The 21,474-nt window shown below is 33.2% G+C and carries 16 protein-coding genes; 12 read left to right on the top strand and 4 right to left on the bottom strand.

Annotated elements, in window-relative coordinates; all coding sequences use genetic code 11:
* Positions 1 to 9: 9 nt before the first annotated feature.
* On the top strand, positions 10 to 3,033 hold the full coding sequence (locus PQO00_RS04900) for a tetratricopeptide repeat protein (RefSeq protein WP_274183704.1): 3,024 nt from the start codon (positions 10 to 12) through the stop codon (positions 3,031 to 3,033).
* A gap of 109 nt (positions 3,034 to 3,142) precedes the next feature.
* Positions 3,143 to 4,876 (top strand): TonB-dependent receptor, encoded by a 1,734-nt coding sequence (locus tag PQO00_RS04895; protein WP_274183703.1) that lies wholly within the window; start codon positions 3,143 to 3,145, stop codon positions 4,874 to 4,876.
* A 564-nt stretch (positions 4,877 to 5,440) separates the two neighbouring features.
* Here the strand turns inward: PQO00_RS04895 and PQO00_RS04885 are convergent.
* Positions 5,441 to 6,157 (bottom strand): bifunctional 2-polyprenyl-6-hydroxyphenol methylase/3-demethylubiquinol 3-O-methyltransferase UbiG, encoded by a 717-nt coding sequence (locus PQO00_RS04885; protein ID WP_274183702.1) that lies wholly within the window; start codon positions 6,155 to 6,157, stop codon positions 5,441 to 5,443.
* A gap of 297 nt (positions 6,158 to 6,454) precedes the next feature.
* Here PQO00_RS04885 and PQO00_RS04880 point away from each other — a divergent pair, with 297 nt between their 5' ends.
* Both PQO00_RS04880 and PQO00_RS04875 read left to right on the top strand, forming a co-directional pair.
* Positions 6,455 to 6,946 (top strand): YkgJ family cysteine cluster protein, encoded by a 492-nt coding sequence (locus tag PQO00_RS04880; protein WP_274183701.1) that lies wholly within the window; start codon positions 6,455 to 6,457, stop codon positions 6,944 to 6,946.
* Positions 6,947 to 7,131: 185 nt separating this feature from the next.
* Complete coding sequence (locus tag PQO00_RS04875; RefSeq protein WP_274183791.1) at positions 7,132 to 7,968, top strand: sterol desaturase family protein; 837 nt, start codon at positions 7,132 to 7,134, stop codon at positions 7,966 to 7,968.
* A 32-nt stretch (positions 7,969 to 8,000) separates the two neighbouring features.
* Here PQO00_RS04875 and PQO00_RS04870 read toward each other — a convergent pair whose 3' ends face one another.
* Positions 8,001 to 9,299, bottom strand: coding sequence for a DUF1343 domain-containing protein (locus PQO00_RS04870; protein ID WP_274183700.1), 1,299 nt, complete (start codon positions 9,297 to 9,299; stop codon positions 8,001 to 8,003).
* An 8-nt stretch (positions 9,300 to 9,307) separates the two neighbouring features.
* Between PQO00_RS04870 and PQO00_RS04865 the strand changes: the two genes are divergently transcribed.
* From PQO00_RS04865 to PQO00_RS04850, 4 genes are all read left to right on the top strand, one after another.
* A complete protein-coding gene (locus PQO00_RS04865; RefSeq protein ID WP_274183699.1) occupies positions 9,308 to 10,543 on the top strand; it encodes an ABC transporter permease in 1,236 nt (411 codons plus the stop codon).
* Between the two features lie 123 nt (positions 10,544 to 10,666).
* Positions 10,667 to 12,025 carry a pyridoxal-phosphate dependent enzyme gene (locus tag PQO00_RS04860; RefSeq protein ID WP_274183698.1) on the top strand — a complete coding sequence of 453 codons (1,359 nt, stop codon included), beginning with the start codon at positions 10,667 to 10,669 and terminating at the stop codon, positions 12,023 to 12,025.
* A gap of 249 nt (positions 12,026 to 12,274) precedes the next feature.
* Positions 12,275 to 13,405 (top strand): FIST signal transduction protein, encoded by a 1,131-nt coding sequence (locus PQO00_RS04855; protein WP_274183697.1) that lies wholly within the window; start codon positions 12,275 to 12,277, stop codon positions 13,403 to 13,405.
* Positions 13,399 to 15,138: a PAS domain-containing sensor histidine kinase gene (locus PQO00_RS04850; protein WP_274183696.1), complete on the top strand. Its 1,740-nt coding sequence runs from the start codon at positions 13,399 to 13,401 to the stop codon at positions 15,136 to 15,138. The genes PQO00_RS04855 and PQO00_RS04850 overlap by 7 nt, the downstream gene beginning before the upstream one ends.
* Positions 15,139 to 15,263: 125 nt before the next feature.
* Here PQO00_RS04850 and PQO00_RS04845 read toward each other — a convergent pair whose 3' ends face one another.
* Both PQO00_RS04845 and PQO00_RS04840 read right to left on the bottom strand, forming a co-directional pair.
* Complete coding sequence (locus PQO00_RS04845) at positions 15,264 to 15,719, bottom strand: DoxX family protein (protein WP_274183695.1); 456 nt, start codon at positions 15,717 to 15,719, stop codon at positions 15,264 to 15,266.
* 451 nt (positions 15,720 to 16,170) lie between these two features.
* Positions 16,171 to 16,677, bottom strand: coding sequence for a Crp/Fnr family transcriptional regulator (locus tag PQO00_RS04840; RefSeq protein WP_274183790.1), 507 nt, complete (start codon positions 16,675 to 16,677; stop codon positions 16,171 to 16,173).
* Between the two features lie 200 nt (positions 16,678 to 16,877).
* On the opposite strand from PQO00_RS04840, the gene PQO00_RS04835 reads away from it, so the two are divergent.
* The 4 genes from PQO00_RS04835 to PQO00_RS04820 all read left to right on the top strand — a co-directional run bounded on the left by PQO00_RS04835 (position 16,878) and on the right by PQO00_RS04820 (position 21,473).
* Complete coding sequence (locus tag PQO00_RS04835) at positions 16,878 to 18,149, top strand: DUF2851 family protein (protein WP_274183694.1); 1,272 nt, start codon at positions 16,878 to 16,880, stop codon at positions 18,147 to 18,149.
* Positions 18,150 to 18,426: 277 nt separating this feature from the next.
* Positions 18,427 to 18,654: a PspC domain-containing protein gene (locus PQO00_RS04830; RefSeq protein WP_274183693.1), complete on the top strand. Its 228-nt coding sequence runs from the start codon at positions 18,427 to 18,429 to the stop codon at positions 18,652 to 18,654.
* A complete protein-coding gene (locus PQO00_RS04825; protein WP_274183692.1) occupies positions 18,651 to 19,670 on the top strand; it encodes a TrkA family potassium uptake protein in 1,020 nt (339 codons plus the stop codon). The genes PQO00_RS04830 and PQO00_RS04825 overlap by 4 nt, the downstream gene beginning before the upstream one ends.
* 108 nt (positions 19,671 to 19,778) lie before the next feature.
* On the top strand, positions 19,779 to 21,473 hold the full coding sequence (locus PQO00_RS04820; RefSeq protein WP_274183691.1) for a sodium:alanine symporter family protein: 1,695 nt from the start codon (positions 19,779 to 19,781) through the stop codon (positions 21,471 to 21,473).
* The last annotated feature ends 1 nt before the right edge of the window (position 21,474 follow it).

The following is a 21,474-nucleotide window of genomic DNA, read 5'->3' as shown; positions in this document are numbered from 1 at the left end:
GAATCGTTAATGACTAAAAAAAACTTTGTTTCCCTCTTGGTGGCTATTAGTTTTAGTTTACATATTATAGCACAGCAATCTGCCACATATACCAGCAATTTAGTTGATTATCAAAAAGCCTTATCCCTTTATAACAATCAGCAGTACCTTGCAGCTCAATCTTTATTTGGAAATGTAAAAAAAACAGCTAAAGAAGAAATTTTACAGTCTGACTGTACATACTATATCGCTAATTGCGCCGTACGTCTAAATCAGCAAAACGCCGACCAGTTGGTAGAGGATTTTGTAGAAGATTACCCAACGAGTACCAAACGAAATACGGCTTATGTAGATGTAGCCGATTATTACTTTGAGAATTCTAAATATGCACATGCAAGGAAATGGTATGATAAGGTTGATGAAAATGCTTTAAGTAGAAAAGAGAAGGAGAAATACAATTTCAATAATGGTTATTCAGCGTTTAATGCCAAACAATATAAAGAAGCAAAAAAATATTTAACACGCGTAGAAAATTCTCAGGAATTTGGATCACAAGCGAAGTATTATATAGGCTTTATGGCTTATGAAGGTGATGACTATGATAGAGCCAACGAGTATTTTGATCAAGTAAGTGACCAAGAGCGTTACAAAGAAAAGCTATCTTATTATCAGGCAGATTTGAATTTTAAATTAGGAAATTTTGAAAAAGCTATTGAATTGGCCAAAAATAGGTTAGATGATAGTGATGCAGATGAAGTATCGGAATTATCAAAAATAATAGGAGAAAGCTATTTTAATTTAGAGAAGTATGCAGAAGCCATTCCTTATTTAACCGAATATAAGGGGAAAAGAGGTAAATGGAACAATACGGACTTTTACCAATTAGGCTATGCATATTATAAACAAAAAGATTATGAAAATGCCATTTCGGAGTTTAATAAAATAATTGGTGGAAACAACTCCATTGCTCAGAATGCTTATTATCATTTAGGGGAAAGTTATATCAACCTAGATAAAAAACAAGAAGCGTTGAATGCCTTTAGATATGCTTCCCAAATGGATTTTGATTTAAAAATTCAGGAAGATGCCTGGTTAAATTATGCTAAGATTAGTTACGAAATAGGAAACCCTTATCAACCAGCCCCTCAGGTTTTAGCGGGTTATTTAGATAAATATCCAGATACAAGTTATAAGGAAGAAATAGAGACACTCTTAATAGACTCCTATATCACATCAAAAAATTATAAAGAAGCCCTTAAATTATTAGAAGGGAAAAAGAGTTTCGAAAATAAAGTAGCCTACCAAAAAGTAGCATTTTATAGAGGTTTAGAGCTTTATAATGATAATAATTATTTAGAGGCAGAATCGCTTTTTGATCAATCTTTAAAAGAACCAAGAGACCCTAAATATACCGCTCGAGCAACATTTTGGAAAGCAGAAACCGACTATAATTTAACTAATTACGATGATGCCTTGATTGGCTTTAAACAATTTCAGCAAGAGCCATCATCTTCATCAACCCCAGAAATTGAAAATATAGATTATAATTTGGCCTATACCTATTTTAAGTTGAAAAATTATGACCAATCGACTCTGCATTTTAATCAATTTATTTCCAATAAAAAAGAGGACAAGGTAAGATTGAACGATGCTTACTTACGATTGGGAGATGGGCATTTCGTGTCTAGTGAATATAAAAGTGCCATTAATGCCTATAATAATGCTATTAAGATAAATGAAATCGAATCTGATTATCCGTTTTTTCAAAAAGCAATAAGTACTGGTTATAGTGGGCAAACTTCAAAAAAAATAAAAGAACTAGAACAGTTTATTTTAGAATACCCCAAATCAAAATTGCGAGATGATGCTATGTACGAACTCGGTAACTCATATGTGAAAGTGAATGAAACGGATAAAGCCATGGCAATTTACAACCGTTTAAATTCAGAATATAAAATGAGTTCGTTTGTCCCAAAGTCTTTGCTTCGCCAAGGGCTGGTTTATTATAACGGAAGTGAAAATGAACGTGCTTTAACTAAATTTAAAAAGGTAGCAGGTGATTATCCTGGGACCCCCGAGGCAGTGCAAGGTGTTGCAACTGCCAAATTAATTTATATAGATTTAGGGCGTGTTGATGATTATGCCACTTGGGTCCGAACTTTGGATTATGTGGAGGTCACGGATACAGACTTGGATAATGCCACATACGAAGCAGCCGAAAAACAATATTTGGATAATAATACGGACAAGGCGATTAAGCAGTTTAATGGCTATTTAAACGAGTTTCCTAACGGGCTACATGCATTACAGGCGCATTTTTATATAGCACAATTATATTACAAAAAGGATTTAACAGAAAATGCTGCACCCCATTATAAATATATCGTGGAAGCTTCCCGAAACGAATATACAGAAGAAGCACTATCCCGTTTGTCCCAGCACTTTTTAGAAGCTAAAAACTGGAATAAAGCCATACCATTATTGTTAAGACTTGAAGGAGAAGCAGATTTTCCACAAAACGTCATATTTGCCCAGTCTAATTTGATGAAAGCAAATTATCAATTGGAAAATTACGACAAAGCCGTTTCTTATGCAGAAAAAGTATTGGGAAGCTCAAAAATTGATAATAAAATAAAAAGTGACGCTCATATTATTATAGCACGTTCAGCTATAAAAACTGGGGAAGAAGATAAAGCTAAAACGGCTTATGCCAAAGTAGAAAAAGTAGCTACAGGGGAAACAGCTGCAGAGGCTTTATACTATAATGCTTATTTCAAGAACAAAGAAGGCCATTATGAATCATCTAACAAATCAGTTCAAAAATTAGCAAAGGATTTTTCAGGCTATAAATATTATAGTGCTAAAGGTTTGGTGCTGATGGCCAAGAACTTTTATGCTTTAAACGATGCGTTTCAAGCGACGTATATTCTGGAAAGCGTTATTAAAAACTTTGCCGAGTTTGACGATGTGGTTTCCAAAGCAAAAGATGAGTTAAGAAAAATAAAAATAGAAGAAGCCAAAACCAATTCATCTGTTCAACCAGAAGAGGATTGAAAAGTTTGCAGTAATCAGTGACAGTGTTCAGTTTTGTTTCTATTGAAACTCATTAAATATTAATAAAAAAATCGTAAATCATCAATCGTAAATCGTAAATTCAATTAGTATGCGAAAGCACATAAAAAATATATTAATTGCGGTAATATTTTTAAGTACCACAGTTTCATTTTCACAAGATAAAATAAACGATACCATCAATACGGGGGTTATAGATGTCGTAAAACCATATACACCAACAATATCTGATGCATTTAAGGTAAAAGAGGTGCCGTCTTTAGAAGATGAGACTACCGAAACCAAAAAGGAAATTAAGTACAATATTTTTTCATTTCCAGTGGCATCAACATTTACACCAGCAAAAGGAAAAGCTGCAGTTGTTGAAAAAAGAAAACCAACCAGGCTATTCGATAATTATGCCACTTTAGGGGTCGGCACTTATACGACTATTTTAGGAGAAGTATATTTAAATCATGCCATTAGTAGAACAGAAAGTGTAGGAGGTTATATAAGTCATCACTCGTCCCAAGGAGGCATTGAAGATTTATTTTTCGACGATAATTTTTCCAATTCTAAAATCAATGTGAATTATTCGAGTCGATTAAGATATTTGGCATGGAATGTAGAAGGTGGCTTTAAACACCAAACCTATAATTGGTATGGCGTACCAGAATCTCAAATTGTAGCAGCAAGTACAAATGGTATTGATGAAGAACATTCTTTTTTTAGTGCTCATTTTGGAGGTGATATTACTTTTGAAGACACCTATATTAATTCGGGAAGTTTCTTTTTTAGACGTTTTGGGGATAATCAGGGCTCAGGAGAAAATAGATTTACGGCTAAAGCGAAGATCGATGTACCCGTTAATGATATGGAGATCTCTACAGATATTAGATTTGATTATTTAGGAGGCACATTTGATAGGAGCTATACAACAAACACAGAGTTCAACTATGGGAACTTTCAAGTGGGCATTTCTCCGACTTATCAAATGAAGCAGGATGATTTAACAGTTGATTTGGGCTTTTCTGCTTTTTATTTAAATGACAAAGAATCTGGAGAAAATAAATTTTATGTTTACCCTAATGTGACGGCAACGTACAGATTGGTGAATGATGTACTGATTGCCTATGGGGGGATTGAAGGTGATTTAATTCAAAATTCATATTATGATTTTGCTACCGAAAACCCTTTTGTGTCTCCAACTTTGTTTATTATGCCAACCGATCAATTATACAATGCTTATATAGGTTTGAAAGGAAAGCTGTCCAGTAATATGAGTTATAATATTAGTGGGCATTATTTAGCCGATAGAAATAAAGCACTCTATAAGACCAATGTTATAAGAAACCTATCACCACAGCATGATTATGATTATGGAAATTCGTTTGGAATGGTGTACGATGATGTTGATACTTTTGGAGTTGCAGGAGAAATAAATGTAGATGTCAATAGAAACTTTAAATTGGGCTTAAAAGCAGAGTACTTTAGTTACTCAACAGATGATGAGGCAGAAGCTTGGAATTTGCCAGATGTTAAAGGATCATTGTTTTTAGACTATCAGATAAACGAACATTGGTTTGCTGGTGCTAATTTATTTTATGTTGGAGAACGAAAAGATCAGTTAGTATTAGAAGGCTCTTTGGTCCCAGATCCACCATCTACCACCATTTTAGACAGTTATTTTGATGCTAATGCACATTTAGGATATCATGTCAACGACCAATTATCTGTATTTGCAAAAGCCAATAATATTGCAAACAACGCATATCAGCGTTGGCAAAATTTCCCCGTGCAGAGTATTCAGTTTTTAGCAGGGGCTACCTATAAATTCGACTTTTAGTTCCCACGAAGGCGGGAATCTCATGATGATATTTTGAACTTGTTTCAGAATCCTTTGTCGTTCTAGTGAATGACAGTAAACCATTTTATTGTATTTATAAAGAAATTACTTTTCATATCATTTTTTACCTTTATTAATATTGATAAAAAATCGAATGATGAAAAATGACATTTGATAGTTCATAACATTGGCTTAGGTCAAGTTATGGAAGATTGCTTATTTGGTTTTAAAATTATCGGACATTCTAGGTTTGAAACTACTCATTAAAGGTCTTCAAGCTGTTTTTTGAATTCTAAATCTTCAATTAATTTTCCTTCAAATTTATTTAATTCAAGTTCAACATCTTTTTTGTTTAATACCAATTATAAATTAAAATGAGCTACAGAAAACGATATTGCTTATTTGTTTTAGCCAGCTGCGAGTTATTTGCATAGCCTAAGCTATGGAAATGATGAGAAAAGAGAAAAAACGAATTAATGAATGAGTTTGAATAGCGTATTTCAATTCATAATTGGTATTACTGTTTTAAATTTAATTTGTTTGTATTAATAATATGCTTTTAAATTATAAGATTCCTGCCTTCGCAGGACTTAACCTCGCCAAATAATCAAAATGAGCTCCTTCTATAACAAGTTCACATTCTAAACCAGTAGCATTGCAAGCCAGTTTTAAAGTTTCAAAATCTAAATAGAGCCATTTCATTGGGGTTTCTTTTTTACCCTTATAACTTAAAAAATAATCAAGTTCACCATAATAACCAGCATTAGTATCTACCCAAAAGCCACCATCTTCATCTTCGTACATATATTTAATATCGGAAGAATCAATTAAAATTTGTCCGTCAGGATTTAAAAGACTTTTTAAATGCGTTAAATATTTTGAAACCTGGGATAGTTCTTGAAATATCCCCGTACCGTTCATTAAAAGTAAAATAGTATCGAAGGATTTGGTTTCATCTAAAATATTTTTTTCTTCAGCATCTACAACACCACGTTTTTTTGCGACCTCAATGCCCCCTTTGGAAATATCAATAGCCTTTACCTTCAGGCCTTTTTTTTGTAAATATAAACTATGACTACCAGCACCACAACCAACATCCAAAACAAGACCTTTGGCTAGTTTTAAAGCTTTTTGTTCCAGGCTCGGCATGTCTTTAAAATCGCGGAATAAATAGGGAAGGGGTAAAATATCCTCACCAGAAATACTTGTTGAGGTAACAATGTCTTCCGTATAGTTGCCGTTTTGATAATCTAATAAAGCTTGTCCGAAAAGGTCTTTCATAGAAATTTTTTTCATTCCCGCGAAAGCGGGAATCTATTAGTCATACCAAATGGATTTTAAAATGAGGGTAAAATAATTTAGAATATAGCGAGCACAGATGAATAATAAAATCTAAGCTACGGTTCTATACCCAGTCAAGCAGAGCACATGGTTTTATTATGAAATATGTGCGCGATAGAAATGAATTATTAGCTTCATTTTAAAGTTTATTTGGTATCATATCGAAAACAATCAATAGCATTTTAAAATTTATATCATTCACTTCTTCCAGAATGACAAGTTTGTTATTTTTACACCATGCAAGACATTATTAGCAATCTTCCAAAGCTCGCCAAAGATAAGCATAACGAGAACAAAAAATTCTTTGTAAAGCTAAAAAAGAAGCCACCAAAGAATTTAGATTATATCATGCGGGAATTGCATGACGATGAGTTTGAGCGTACCGATTGTTTAGAATGTGCTAATTGTTGTAAAACGACAGGCCCCTTATTTACAGATAAAGATATCGAACGCATATCGAAGCACTTTAAACAAAAACCACAGCAGTTTATAAGTCAGTATTTGCGTATTGATGAAGATAACGATCATGTATTACAAACCGTACCCTGTACTTTTTTAGGGACCGATAACTATTGTTCCATCTATGAGGTAAGACCAAAGGCCTGTAGGGAATTCCCTCATACAGACAGAAAGAAGTTTCAGCAAATATCAAATCTAACACTAAAAAATGTAGCGATGTGTCCAGCAGCTTTTAACATAGTTGAGAATATGAAGAAAAGAATAAAATGAACTCGTTTAAACTTTTTGGATTGAAGCAAAAATTAGTCATTATGTAACCAGTTGAAGACTTTTTTGAGTTGCATAGCATCGCTACGGAATAAAAAAAAGACAAAAAATGGGTGCAAAAGGGCAATTTTTACCCAATTATAAAAGTTTGGATGAGTTCATTAAGTATATTTAGTAAAAATATTCTATTGGAAGCTATTTTAAATTATTTTGAGACAATACCTTCGTTACATAGAGGTATTATTATAGTTGGAGGATTGACCGTCTTTTGGATTATTGAAGGTATGGTGCCTTTATTTGGGGTTAGCTATAAAAAATGGCAACATGCGATACCTAATATATTCTTTACACTAACAACCATACTCGTAAACCTTCCTTTAGCCTTTATATTTTTAAAAGCATCAGATTGGGTAATGGCCAATAATTTTGGGATACTTAATTGGCTTCCGGAAATGCCCATAGGTCTATACGGTATTTTAGGAATCTTTTTAATAGATGGTATAGGCGCGTATTTACCACATTTAATAGAACATAAAGTGAAACCATTGTGGATGGTACATTTAGTACACCATTCAGATCATCATGTTGATACAACGACTGCCAATAGGCATCATCCCTTAGAAAGCTTAATTCGTTATGTTTTTACGCTTATGGGAATATTTATTATCGGTACGCCAATTGCTCTAGTTATGCTATATCAGTCGTTGTCCGTTGTGGCTACGCAATTTAATCATGCGAATATTAAGTTACCTAAGAAGGTAGACAATTTGCTGAGCTACATTATTGTCTCTCCAGATATGCATAAAGTACACCATCACCATAAGTTGCCCTATACAGATTCTAATTACGGAAATATCTTTTCTGTTTGGGATCGGCTTTTCGGGACGTATATGAAACTGGATACCGATAAAATTATTTATGGGGTTGATGTTTTTCCAGACGAAAAAGAGAATAGTAATATTAAGGATTTATTGAAACAACCGTTTCAGAAATATAGAAAACCAACCGCTTCCATAGAAGAATAAAAGCTCCTGAGTGCTCCAAAATATATAATGATTTAATCGTATATTAAATATTTGCTTCGGGTATTTTTAAATACCTCCAGATCATCTTGCCATGAAGCTTTTATTTCAGCTTCGCTTAAACCAGCTTCAATCTGCTGTTGCAGCTTGTCCGTTCCGGCATGCTTAGTGAAATTATTTGTATTGAAGAATAGGGATTTATCTGTAGCGTTTTGATACGCTTTAATGATCCATTTAATAGTCATTGTTCCATTAATATCTTCATTTTTTAAATCTTCTCCATAGCAAACCTCATTTTTGTGTTTAGGATATTTGGCGCCAAAATTAGAGATTGGTGTATAGCTATAAGTGAGCACCTCTTTATTTAGAAAAGGAGCGCCATATCGTTGAAATTGAAATTCGGTACCGCGACCGGCATTTATGTTAGTACCCTCAAAAAGACCAAGACTAGGGTACAGTTTTATAGCTTGATCGTTTGGTAAATTTGGCGAAGGCCTAATAGGCAAACTATAAAAAGTGTCGTGCGTGTAATTTTTTATAGGGATAATGGTTATTTCGCATTGAGAGCCATCTTTCAGCCACTTTTCTCCGTTAATCATGTGTGCATATTCGCCAATAGTCATGCCGTGCACTAACGGTATGGGATGCATTCCCAAGAAACTTTTATTTTTAATTTCTAAAGTAGGACCATCTATATAATGGCCGTTAGGGTTTGGCCTATCTAATATCAAAACGGGAATGTCCTGTTCAGAACAAGCTTCCATAATATAATGCAATGTAGAAATATAAGTATAAAACCGAACACCTACATCCTGAATGTCAAAAACAACAATATCTAAACCTTCAAGTTGGTCCTTAGTGGGTTTTTTGTTTTTTCCGTAAAGAGATACAAGTGGTAAGTTGGTTTTAGCATCCATACCATCTTTAATTAATTCGCCGGCATCTACACGACCTCGAAAACCATGTTCTGGAGAAAATACTTTCTTTATGTCGATTTTTAAGGATAATAAAGAATCTACTAAATGAGTTATGGTATCTTTTTCGACAATACGGTCCAAAGATCGTTCATTGGTTTTTGGATCAACACCAATAACTTGCCTCTTTTTTTTCTTAAAAATCACAGAAGTTTGATTCGCAACAATGCCAACACGTTTTCCTTTTAATAGTGATAAATAAGTGCCCGTTTGATTGGCACCAACAATAATGATACTATCATTTTTTGCAGTATGATGTACCCTATCTTTAAGGATTATTTTGCTTTTTGCTTTAGAAGCACAAGAAATCATTACAAAAACAAATAATAAAACTGTATTTTTGAAAACATTAAACCTCATTGAATAATTTGAATTACGAGTTTTTTATAGCTAAACGCATTATTGGTAGTAAAGCGTATAAAAGTAGTATATCGGCACCAATAATAAAAATTGGTATCGCTGCAATTGTTATTGGCATTGTGGTCATGATGATTGCGATTGCTACGGGAATAGGCTTACAGCAGAAGATACGTGATAAGGTAGTAGCATTTAACGGACACGTAGTTATTATGAATTATGATAGCAATAATTCGCAAGAAAGTGTCTTTCCCATTTCAAGGGAACAAGATTTTTACCCGGAATTTAAGCAAGTAGAAGGTATTAGTCATATTCAAGCAGTGGCTACTAAATTTGGTATTATACGTACCGAAACCGATTTTGAAGGTGCTATTTTAAAAGGTGTTGGAGCAGATTATGATTGGAAGTATTTTGAAGAGTTTTTAGTAGAAGGTAGGGTGCCGACCTTTACAGAGAAATGGAGCGAAGAAGTTTTAATTTCTCAATATTTAGCTAAAAGGTTAGATTTTAAAGTGAATGAACATTTTCAAATGGTATTTGCAAAGGACGATCCAGAAAAACTGCCAAATATTATAACCTTTAATATTGTCGGTATTTATAATTCAGGATTTCAAGATCTGGACAAGCAGTACATTATAGGTAATATTCGTCATATACAGCGTATTAATAGATGGCAGGAAGATCAAATTGGAAATTTTGAAGTGTTCATTGATGATTATGATGAAATTGATAAAAAAGGTATAGAAATATATAAAAGTATCCCCTCGGTACTTAATGCGGAAACCATTACCAATAAATATGCTTCGATCTTCGATTGGATTAAAATTTTTGATACCAATATTTATGGCATTATAGGTATCATGATACTCGTAGCAGGCATTAACATGATAACAGCCTTACTTGTTTTAATATTGGAACGCACTCAAATGATAGGAATATTAAAGGCTATAGGAAGTAACAATTGGAGTATCCGAAAACTATTTTTATATAATGCCACGTACTTGATTTTTCGTGGATTATTATGGGGAAATATCATTGGGTTGGGGCTTCTTTTTACCCAAAAATATTTTAAGATTATTACATTGCCTGAGGAAACATATTATGTTGCAGAAGCGCCTGTTTATGTAAGTCTTAGTTATGTTTTAGCGTTAAATATTGGTACGTTTGTACTCTGTTTGCTTATGCTTTTAATACCATCATATATTATTACAAAAATATCTCCGGTAAAAGCTATTAGGTTCGAATAAGAATTACTAATATTTTAAATTCCCTTTCAGAAACTATTTTATGCGTGGAGCAACGCTTTATAATTAGGGAACCATTACAATCGATAACATAATAAATAATAAACTTTTTAGTAAATTTATACTATGGAATACGCTGAAAATATATTGGGCACTATTGGAAACACGCCACTGGTAAAATTAAACAAACTGGTTGAAGGTTTACCGTGCTTAGTTTTAGCAAAATATGAGACATTCAATCCTGGTAATTCCGTAAAAGATAGAATGGCTGTAAAAATGATTGAAGATGCAGAAGCGGACGGACGACTAAAACCAGGAGGCACCATTATTGAAGGCACATCCGGAAATACAGGGATGGGATTGGCATTAGCAGCCATAGTAAAAGGTTACAAAATGATTTGTGTTATAAGCGATAAACAGAGCAAGGAAAAAATGGACATCTTGAGAGCAGTAGGAAGCAAAGTTGTCGTGTGCCCGACCAATGTAGAACCTGAAGATCCAAAATCATATTATTCAACATCAAAACGACTTGCCGAAGAAACACCAAATTCCTGGTATGTAAATCAATATGATAATCTAAGTAACACCGCAGCGCATTACGAAAGTACGGGACCAGAGATCTGGAAACAAACAGATGGTAAAGTAACGCATTTTGTGGTAGGAGTTGGAACAGGAGGTACCATATCTGGAGTTGGAAAATATTTAAAAGAGCAAAACCCGAATGTAAAAGTTTGGGGTATAGATACCTATGGTTCCGTTTTTAAAAAATATCATGAAACTGGAGTGTTTGATGAAAATGAGATCTATCCATATATAACAGAAGGCATAGGAGAAGACATTCTACCCAAAAATGTCGATTTCAGTGTTATAGATGGTTTTACCAAAGTTACAGATAAAGATGCTGCCATTTATACTCAAAAATTAGCAAAAGAAGAAGGGATGTTTCTTGGCAATTCTGCTGGCGCTGCTATAAAAGGGCTCCTTCAATTAAAAGACCATTTTAAGAAAGAAGACGTGGTGGTGATCTTATTTCACGATCATGGAAGCCGTTATGTTGGTAAAATGTTTAATGATGAGTGGATGCGTGATCGTGGGTTTATTGAAGATAAGCTAACCTGTGCCCAGGACATTATTAATAATCATTTGGACAAACCTTTAATAACGGTAAAGACAGAAGAATTAGTGTCTCATGCTATTGAACGTATGAAGACCTATAAAATTTCCCAAATACCAGTTGAAGATTCGTCGGGATTTGTTGGAGCTGTTGATGAAGCAGATCTGTTACGAAAATATATTGAAAACAAGGATATTTCTGATTTGCCCATTAAGGAAGTTATGCATAAGCCATTTCCAATAGTTAGTAAAAATACACCTATTGAAGCTATTTCTAAATTAATAGACAGGGATAATAATGCCGTATTGGTAAAGTTAAATGATAATACATATCAAATTATTACAAAATATGATATTATCAGCGCCCTTTAAGTGGTGTTATAGAAATAGATTATAAAATAAAATTCTGAATAAAATATTTAGAATTTTTTTACGCTTTATTCAGTATTAGTAAGGCTTTACGTACTTTTTGTTTTGTGTTTTATGTTTTTTCTGTAAACCCTTGTAGTTAAAAACTTTATTAAAAATTTTGTTTATACCAAATTTTGTCATAATTTCGATGAAATGCACTTTTTTAACGATTAAGTGTATCTATCCTGAATTATTAATTAAATATTAGGTATGAACGTTCAACAAATATCCCTACAACAGGATAATTGGCAAGAAGGTGTTTCTGTTTTAAATATCGAGGTCAATATCTGTCTACTTTTTGTATCTCCTGATTTTAACCCTAAAAAAGAGGTGTTGGATTTCTTAAATAATAAATATCCCGATGCCACTATAATTGGATGTTCAACTGCAGGAGAAATATCAAATGTTACGGTAAAAGATGGGACTATATCTTTAACAGCAATACAACTAGACAAAGTTACTTCCAAAAAATCATCCATAGAAGTTATTGATATGGATTGTAGCTATAAATCGGGACAGTACCTAGCAGAAGATCTTTATAATGAAGATCTACGGCATATACTTGTTTTAAGTGATGGGCTTAATGTTAATGGAGCCGATTTAGTATTGGGTTTAAAATCGGCAATTCCCGATGCTATTAGCATAACAGGAGGATTAGCCGCAGATGGCTCTAACTTTAATAAAACATTTGTTATTGATAATAATAAGATAGTAGATAAAACCATTATTGCTTTAGGTTTTTATGGAGAGCATTTAAAAGTGGGCTTTAGTTCAAAAGGAGGGTGGGACAGTTTTGGTATAGATCGTTTGGTAACTAAATCAGATAAAAATGTTCTTTACGAATTAGATGGATTACCAGCGTTGGAATTATATAAATCATTTTTAGGAAAAGAGGCAGATAACTTACCAAGTTCAGGGCTATTATTCCCTTTAAGTGTGCGAACAGATAAAGATTCCTTACCAATTGTTAGAACCATTTTAGCTGTAAATGAGGAAGATCAAAGTTTAACGTTTGCTGGTAATATTCCAGAAGGGTCTTATGCACGTTTAATGAAGGCAAATATTGATAGGTTAATAAATGGTGCTGCTGATTCTGCGGTCGATGCTAATAAGGAACAGGAAGAAAAATCCGAATTGGCCATTCTTATCAGTTGTGTGGGACGCCGTTTGGTTCTAAAGCAAATGGTTGAAGAAGAAGTAGAAGCAGTAAGAGAAATAATAGGAGATAAACCAAGTATTACGGGGTTTTATTCTTATGGGGAAATTGCTCCTTTTGGAGAGTTTTCACCTTGCGAATTACATAATCAAACAATGACTATAACAACACTTTCAGAATGTTAAATAAAGACTACCATAGATTACTAAAACGTCAGCTAAAAAAAACAGGATTGGACACTTCCAAGAATCCGGATTTTATCAGTTTTTTTAATATGGTTAACGATGCTTATAAAAGCTTTGATAAAGATTTAAAACACATTGAAAATATTCTTGAAGAAAGTTCTAAGGAATTGTTTGTGGCCAATAAGGGATTAATAAAAGAAAGAGATAATGTTAACAGAAAATTAGAACGTATTGTTGACAATATTGGAGGGGTGCTTTTTAAGACAGATCTTGATGGGAATTTTACTTTTTTAAATAATGCATGGACAGAATATTCTGGAATTCCTGTTAATTATGCTTTGGGAAAAAGTTTTAGAATCTTTTTACATGGAGAAAATATAGAGGGGTTTAAACGGTTTGATGATCTGTTTTCCAAAGAAAAAGAGCATGTTAAGTTCATATTTAAGAACAAAAGAGGTAGTGAGGTCATGTGGTTTGAGGTGAAATCTAAACTTATTAAAGACCATGATGGGGTTTCAATAGGTTTTATTGGAACGATTATAGACGTAACAAATCTAAAAGAGACAGAAATAGAACTACAGAAGGCGAGTAAATCAAAAGACGAATTTTTATCTACCATGTCCCATGAAATAAGAACACCTTTAAATGCCGTTACAGGATTAGCTAATATTTTATTAATGGAAGATCATCTGCCACATCAGTTGGAAAACCTAAAAGCATTAAAATATTCTGGAGAACATTTATTGGGACTAATAAACGATTTGTTGGATTTTGATAAAATAAAATCCGGTAAATTAAAACTTGTTGAAAAGGATTTTAGCTTAAATTATTTTTTGGAAAGTGTAAAGTCCCATTTTAGTTTAAGAACAGAAAAAAAAGGTTTAATCTTCAATGTTATTAAGGAAAATGATGTGCCGGATAATATTATTGGGGATAAATTAAAATTGACTCAAATAATTAAGAATTTATTGAGTAATTCCTTAAAGTTTACCGAAAATGGGTGTATCAACCTTAGCGTTAAAAATTTGGGCATTAAAGAAAATAAAGTAAAACTTGTTTTTAAAGTCATAGATACAGGTATAGGGATCTCTAAAAACAAACAAGAATCTATTTTCGAAAGTTTCATGCAGGCAAATTCTGAAACTTCCATAAAGTATGGAGGTACTGGCCTAGGATTGTCGATAAGCAAAAAATTATTAAACCTCCAGGGTAGTGATCTGGTCGTTGAAAGCGAACTGGGTAAAGGTTCGACATTTTTCTTTGAAATTACTTATAAAGTAAGTAACAGACTGAACATTTATGAACCAGATATGATTAAAATGCAACCAGACTATGAACCTATTAACATAAACGTGCTAGTTGCCGAAGATAATAAAATGAATGTGCTCATACTTAAACGTTTCTTCAATAAATGGGGAGTTAAATACACGGTTGCAGAAAATGGAGAACAAGTATTAAAACTATTTGAAAAATTTGACTACGACCTCATACTTATGGACTTACAAATGCCAAAGATAAATGGTTATCAGGCAGCCAAAATGATTAGAGAATGGGAGGACGAAAGTAAAGCAAGTATCCCAATAATTGCTTTAACAGCTTTTGCTCAGATCGATATCAAAAAGAAAACAGAACAATATAAAATGAATGGGTTTATGGGGAAACCTTTTAATCCTGAAGAATTGTACAAATTACTAAAATCTTATGGCGAGGCTTATAACATAAAAGCCATTTAATAAAAAAGAATGCCTCGAGGCTGGCAAGGCAGGGCCCGTTTCAAGAAATTCTTTATCAAAGGCTTTTTATTAGCAAAACAACCATTTTCATTTAAGCATAAATGTTGTTAATAACAAGTTTGGAATTATTGATATTTTATCGAGCTAATATACACCCAGACTATAAATAAGACCTGTAAAGGAACCCTGAACCATAAATACCTTAAACCACTTCCACTATAAGTGGCTTTTTGATAATCCAAATGATCAATTGCAGCCTTAATGTTTACTGGAAGAATGAGAATAAAGAATAAAATTAACAGCCAAGAAGTTAACGGCCTGAGCAGAGGGGCATGCAACCCTATGGCTCCGAGAATTTCTACAATTGCAGTAAAATAAACCGTTTCTTTTTTAAAAGGAATTAATTCAGGAACCATTAAAGTCATCCCTTCAGTAAATAAAAAATGCCCCAATGCAGTAAAAAGTAGCATAACAGACATGCCAATACGTGCAGAAAGGGCAAAATCATATTTTTCACTAATGATTTTTATTGTAAATAATGAAATTGCAGAAGCGATAATAAGAATAATAAGAGGTTTCATCTTTTTTTTTACAAACCTCTTAAAAGTTGGCATTCAAAACAATGAACCTGGGTTAAGAAATCTGCTGTGTACAGATATCTTTAAAAAGACACGAATAACACAAATTTTCACTAATTAACGTGAATCTTGCTTAAGAGTTAAGTAGTCACTTCGAGTACCACGCCATGATCGTGGTGTATCGAGAAGTTTTTTAGTAGAAAATTTACTTGCTTGCCTGTTGGAAGACTGGTTTTCGATACGGTTTTCTGCAAAAATCATTCAAACTGACACAAGTTTTCTTATCCAATATTTACGTTAATTTATCTTTAAATAGATGTATTTCAGGTTTTTACATAATAGGAATTTGTCTTTAATATTGAATCCAATCCGTACCATATAGCATTGGATTCGTGTAAATTTGTGTCATTCGTGTCTAAATTTTATTATTTAATATTTGTGTGCACACGATTGGTTAAGAAATACGTTTTCGAATTCTGCTCAATGCTTGAGGAGTTATTCCAATATATGAAGCTATATATTTTAAAGGTATTTCTTTAATTAGATTAGGGCGTTCAGCAAATAAATTTAAATATCTCTTTTCTGCCGTTTCGTTTAAAAAAGATTGCTCTCTTTTAGTTTTCATCAAAAAAAGGTTCTCTGCTGTTATTCGACCAATAACATTGCCTGCTTCAGTTTCTTTATAAATGTCCTGTAAATCGTTATAAGTTAATCTCCAAAGGGTAGTACCGGTAAGCGTTTCGATTTGGTAAGTGCTAGGTTTTCTTGTTAAAAAGGAATCATAGGCACTCATGAACCCGTTATCAAAACAAAAACCAAATGTGACATCATTTTCTTGTTTTGGGATATAGAACCGAAGACTTCCTTTTTCGACAAAAGAAAGATGGTTTTCTACGTCCCCAACCTTTAGAACAGTTGCTTTTTTACTATAGACACTTTTTTTTAGTTTAGAAGAAAATATGTGTCAATCTAAGTCGTTTAATTTTACGATTTGCTCAAAGTGTTCCCTTATTTTATTCATCAATTAATTTGGATTTTTAGTAACTCGCCATAAAATATGAGACGAAGTTAGCAGTTTTTTGATAAAGCAAGCAATATGGTTTTATGTGTAATTTCTTAATATAATTTGGAATTTACGTACGGTGACTTTACTTTAGTTGCATGCAAGAAGATTTTTTACATTATATCTGGAAACACAAAAAATTTCAAATAGATCATCTTAAAACAGTAACGGGGGAAGCCATTGTAATTAATACAGTTGGACAGCATAACTTAAACTCTGGACCAGATTTTTTTAATGCACAACTCACCGTTGGTGAACAGCTTTGGGCAGGAAATGTAGAGATTCATGTAAAATCATCCGATTGGTTTTTACACCACCACGAAAAAGATAAAGCATATGATAACGTTATTTTACATGTAGTTTGGGAACATGACACAGACGTTTATAGAAAAGATCGTACTGTAATAGCTACTTTGGAGTTAAAAGATTTTATTGGTAAAGATGTTTTAAGTAATTATAAAAATCTATTTACAAAACAAAACAAATGGATTAATTGTGAGCATGATTTTGCAAGTATTGATGATTTTGTTTTAAACAATTGGCTAGAACGTTTGTATTTAGAGCGCTTAGAACGAAAAACTAAAGTGATAGAGCAGCTTTTAAAAGCATCAAAAAATGATTGGGAAGCAGTATTGTTTAAAATGGTAGCTAAAAATTTTGGACTTAAAGTAAACGGCGATTCATTTTTTAGCTTGGCAAAATCTATTGATTTTTCAATACTTAGAAAATCCCGATATAATCGGGCGAGCTTAGAAGCACTATTATTTGGCCAAGCTGGCTTGCTGGATCATGATATTGAAGAGGTTTACTGTTTAAATTTGATTAAGGAATATCAATTTTTAAAACAGAAGTTTAAATTAGAAAATGGTCACGTATTGCCCTGCCACTTTTTTAGGTTACGGCCATCGAATTTTCCAACTATTAGATTGTCTCAATTGGCAAGTTTGTATCATGAACATCAAAATTTATTTTCAAAGATCATAGAAACGAATCATTTAGATGATTTTTATAAATTATTTAAAGTATCAACATCAAAGTTTTGGGAAACCCACTATACTTTTCAAAAAGAGTCAAAAACATCCAAGAAAACACTTACAAAATCATTTATGGATTTATTGCTAATCAATACCATTCTTCCTCTTAAATTCTGTTATGCAAAACAACAAGGAGAAATGGTTAATTCAGATATTATTAAAACTGCTACCTCAATTGTTTCAGAAAAGAATAGTATTATTGAGGCGTTTAATAGCTTAAAGAAGCTATCAAAATCGGCGTTGGATTCACAAGGGCTTATTCAGCTTAAAAAAGAATATTGCGACAAAAATAAATGTTTACAATGTGCAGTTGGCAATACCTTGATCACTAGGTGATTAATAATTTGCATCCTTGAAGTTTTCTTCGAAGTTTTAACTAATGAAGTGATTTAAACTTTTTTCAATTGGCTGCAAAATGCTCCTTTTCATCCTTTTTTCGTCTTTTTATTACTTCATAACGCTACTATGAAGTGCAAAAAAGACTTCAAAACGAATAAAAATTGACTATTTTTCGCTTCAATCAAAAAAGTTTAAATCACTTCAATTAGTTCTTCTCAAGAAAGAGGGCCTCTAAAATATATAATTTTGTAAAATTTTATATTTAAATTGCGGTATGAACACTATTTACAAACCATTATTGTTTTTTCAAAAACATGGCTATTATGTTTGTCAGCGTATAGCAGACAGATTAGGGATTAGAGCTAAGGTGGTAAGAACATCCTTCATGTACCTAACATTTGTAACCCTTGGTTTTGGCTTTGCGCTATATTTGTTTCTGGCTTTTTGGATAAGAATTAAAGATTTGGTTTATACCAAACGTTCATCTGTATTCGATTTATGAATCCACTTATAAGGTTTTTTAGAACTAAAATATATACGGCTGTATTTTTGCTTGTTGTTCTCATGTTAATGGGCGTGACGGGGTATAAAATGATATCTGGTTATTCATGGATTAATGCGTTTTACATGACCGTTATTACGATGACAACTGTTGGTTTTGGTGAAGTGGTTCCACTAGATGACCAATCGAAAATTTTCACTATATTTTTAATATTGGCAAGTGTGGTTATTGTGGGGTATGCACTCTCAATAATTACGGAGTATATTTTAAGCAAAAATGATGTTGAAGAATTAATACATAAAAAGATGCAAAAAAAGATAGATAGTTTTAAGAACCATATCGTTATCTGTGGTTATGGCAGAAATGGGAAGCAGGCAGCTAGAAAACTTTTGGCATATAAAAAGGAATTTGTAGTTATAGAAAAAGATAAGGAAATGGAAGAGCGTTTACAAATGGACGATGTTTCTTATGTTATAGGCAATGCCAATGAAGATGAAACACTTGTTCAAGCAGGGATAGGTAAAGCTTCGTGTTTAATATCTGCCCTGCCCAATGATGCCGATAACTTATTTGTTGTGCTCTCAACCAGGCAATTAAATAAATCTATAAATATTATAAGCCGAGCTTCGTTAGAAACATCCTATGAAAAATTAAAACTAGCAGGAGCAAATAATGTTATTTTACCCGATAAAATAGGTGGTGACCATATGGCATCTTTGGTGGTCATTCCGGGTTTGATGGAATTTATTGATAATTTATCAATTGTAGGTAAATCGAATATTAATATAGAAGAGGTTGCTGTAGAAAAGCTTCACAACACTAGAGAAGCCAGGACAATAAAAGATCTGGACCTTCGTAAAAAAACAGGCTGTACGGTTATAGGTTATAAAAATGAAAATGGCGAATATTTGGTGAACCCAGAAGCAGAAATGGAATTAGCACCAAATTCTAAGATCATTGTTCTAGGTAGGCCAGAACAGATAGATGCACTCAATTCTGAATACAATATAAATTAACGAATACTTGATTTTAACAATCATTCTTTTAAAAAACCATTTTTTTTTAGCATCTTGCCGATTTTTAATGCGAATTTTTCAATAAAATTAAACTAATACGACTTTCTTATGAAGAAATATCTTCTTTCATTATTTACTTTAATATTACCATTTTTAACTAGTGCTCAAGAGACTGCCGAAAAAGGACTGGATCAACGAATCGATGAAGGTTTCAAGCCAATTTCAGACTTTTTTAGTAACGTTATATTTTTTGAAATACTGGGTACACCTTTTGTTTTAATATTGTTGGTAGCCAGTGCAGCATTTTTTACTATTTACTTTGGTTTCCCTAACGTAAGATATTTTTGGAAAGCAATTAGTACAGTTAGAGGAAAATATGAAGATATTGAAAAACATGGTGCTAAGGAGCTCTATGGAGAAGGAGGTGTTGCACAAGGTGTTGATTTGGCACAGGTTGATGATATAGAGGATCACCTAGTAAGTGTAGAAAACGAATTGGCCATAGATGGAGATATTGTAGATACCATTAGAGATGAAAGTTCCGATGGAGAGGTGAGCCATTTTCAGGCATTAGCAACAGCAGTTTCCGGTACGGTGGGTAATGGAAACATTGCAGGGGTCGCGTTGGCTATTGCTCTTGGAGGGCCAGGGGCCACTTTTTGGATGATTATTTGTGGTTTGTTAGGGATGTCTACAAAATTTGTAGAGTGTACTTTAGGAGTTCAATATAGAGATGTGGGGGAAGATGGTACTGTGTATGGTGGTCCCATGTATTATCTCAAAAAAGGGCTTAGTGAAAAAGGATTTAAAATATTGGGCAAAATTGCAGCCGTATTTTTTGCGATTTTTTGTATTGGCGGTTCGTTTGGGGGCGGTAATGCAGCGCAGTCAAACCAAGCAACCATTGTTTTAAAAGATCTTTTGGGATTACAAAGTACTGGTGCTGGTTTTTGGATTGGAGTAATATTAGCTATTTTGGTAGGAATTATTATTATAGGAGGTATTAAACGAATTGCTTCCGTTACAGAGAAAGTAGTGCCCTTTATGGCTTTGCTTTATATATTGTGCTGTCTTTATATCATATTCAGTAATTTTTCTTTTCTTGATGATGCTATTGCATTAATATTTAAAGAAGCTTTCACACCTACAGCTATTGGAGTAGGAGGATTTATTGGAGTTCTTTTGGTAGGTTTTAAAAGAGCCGCTTTTTCTAATGAAGCAGGGGCTGGATCTGCATCCATTGCGCATTCTGCGGTTCGAACTAAATATTCTGCAAGTGAAGGTTTGGTAGCACTTCTAGAACCGTTTATTGATACGGTTGTTATATGTACTATGACCGCATTGGTAATAATCATTTTTAACTTTGGAGGCTTTTTTGAATATGGGGATATTACAGGTCAGGGTGTTGCAATAATAGACGGCGAATCTTACGAAGGTGCAGGTATTACAGCCAAGGCATTTGCCGAATATATTCCTTATTCTAATGTATTCTTAACCATTGCAGTGGTGCTGTTTGCTGTTTCGACAATGATTTCTTGGTCTTACTACGGTTTACAATCCTGGAAATTTTTATTTGGCCGTGGGAAGGCGGCAGATTTAACATATAAATTTTTGTTTTTAACATTTGTAATAATTGGAGCCGCTGCAAGTATGGGATCTATATGGGCATTCTCTGATGCTATGATTTTTGCTATGGTTTTTCCAAATATGATAGGGCTTTATTTCCTTTTCCCAGTGGTTAAAAAACAATTAAAGCGCTATCTCGATGCTATTAAGTTAAAAAGTGATGCATTAGAAGAATAGT

This window comes from Flavivirga sp. 57AJ16, assembly GCF_028736925.1.
Lineage (GTDB): Bacteria > Bacteroidota > Bacteroidia > Flavobacteriales > Flavobacteriaceae > Flavivirga.
The sequence above is the reverse complement of the archived record's forward strand: the minus strand, read 5'-3'. Positions and strand labels throughout refer to the sequence as shown.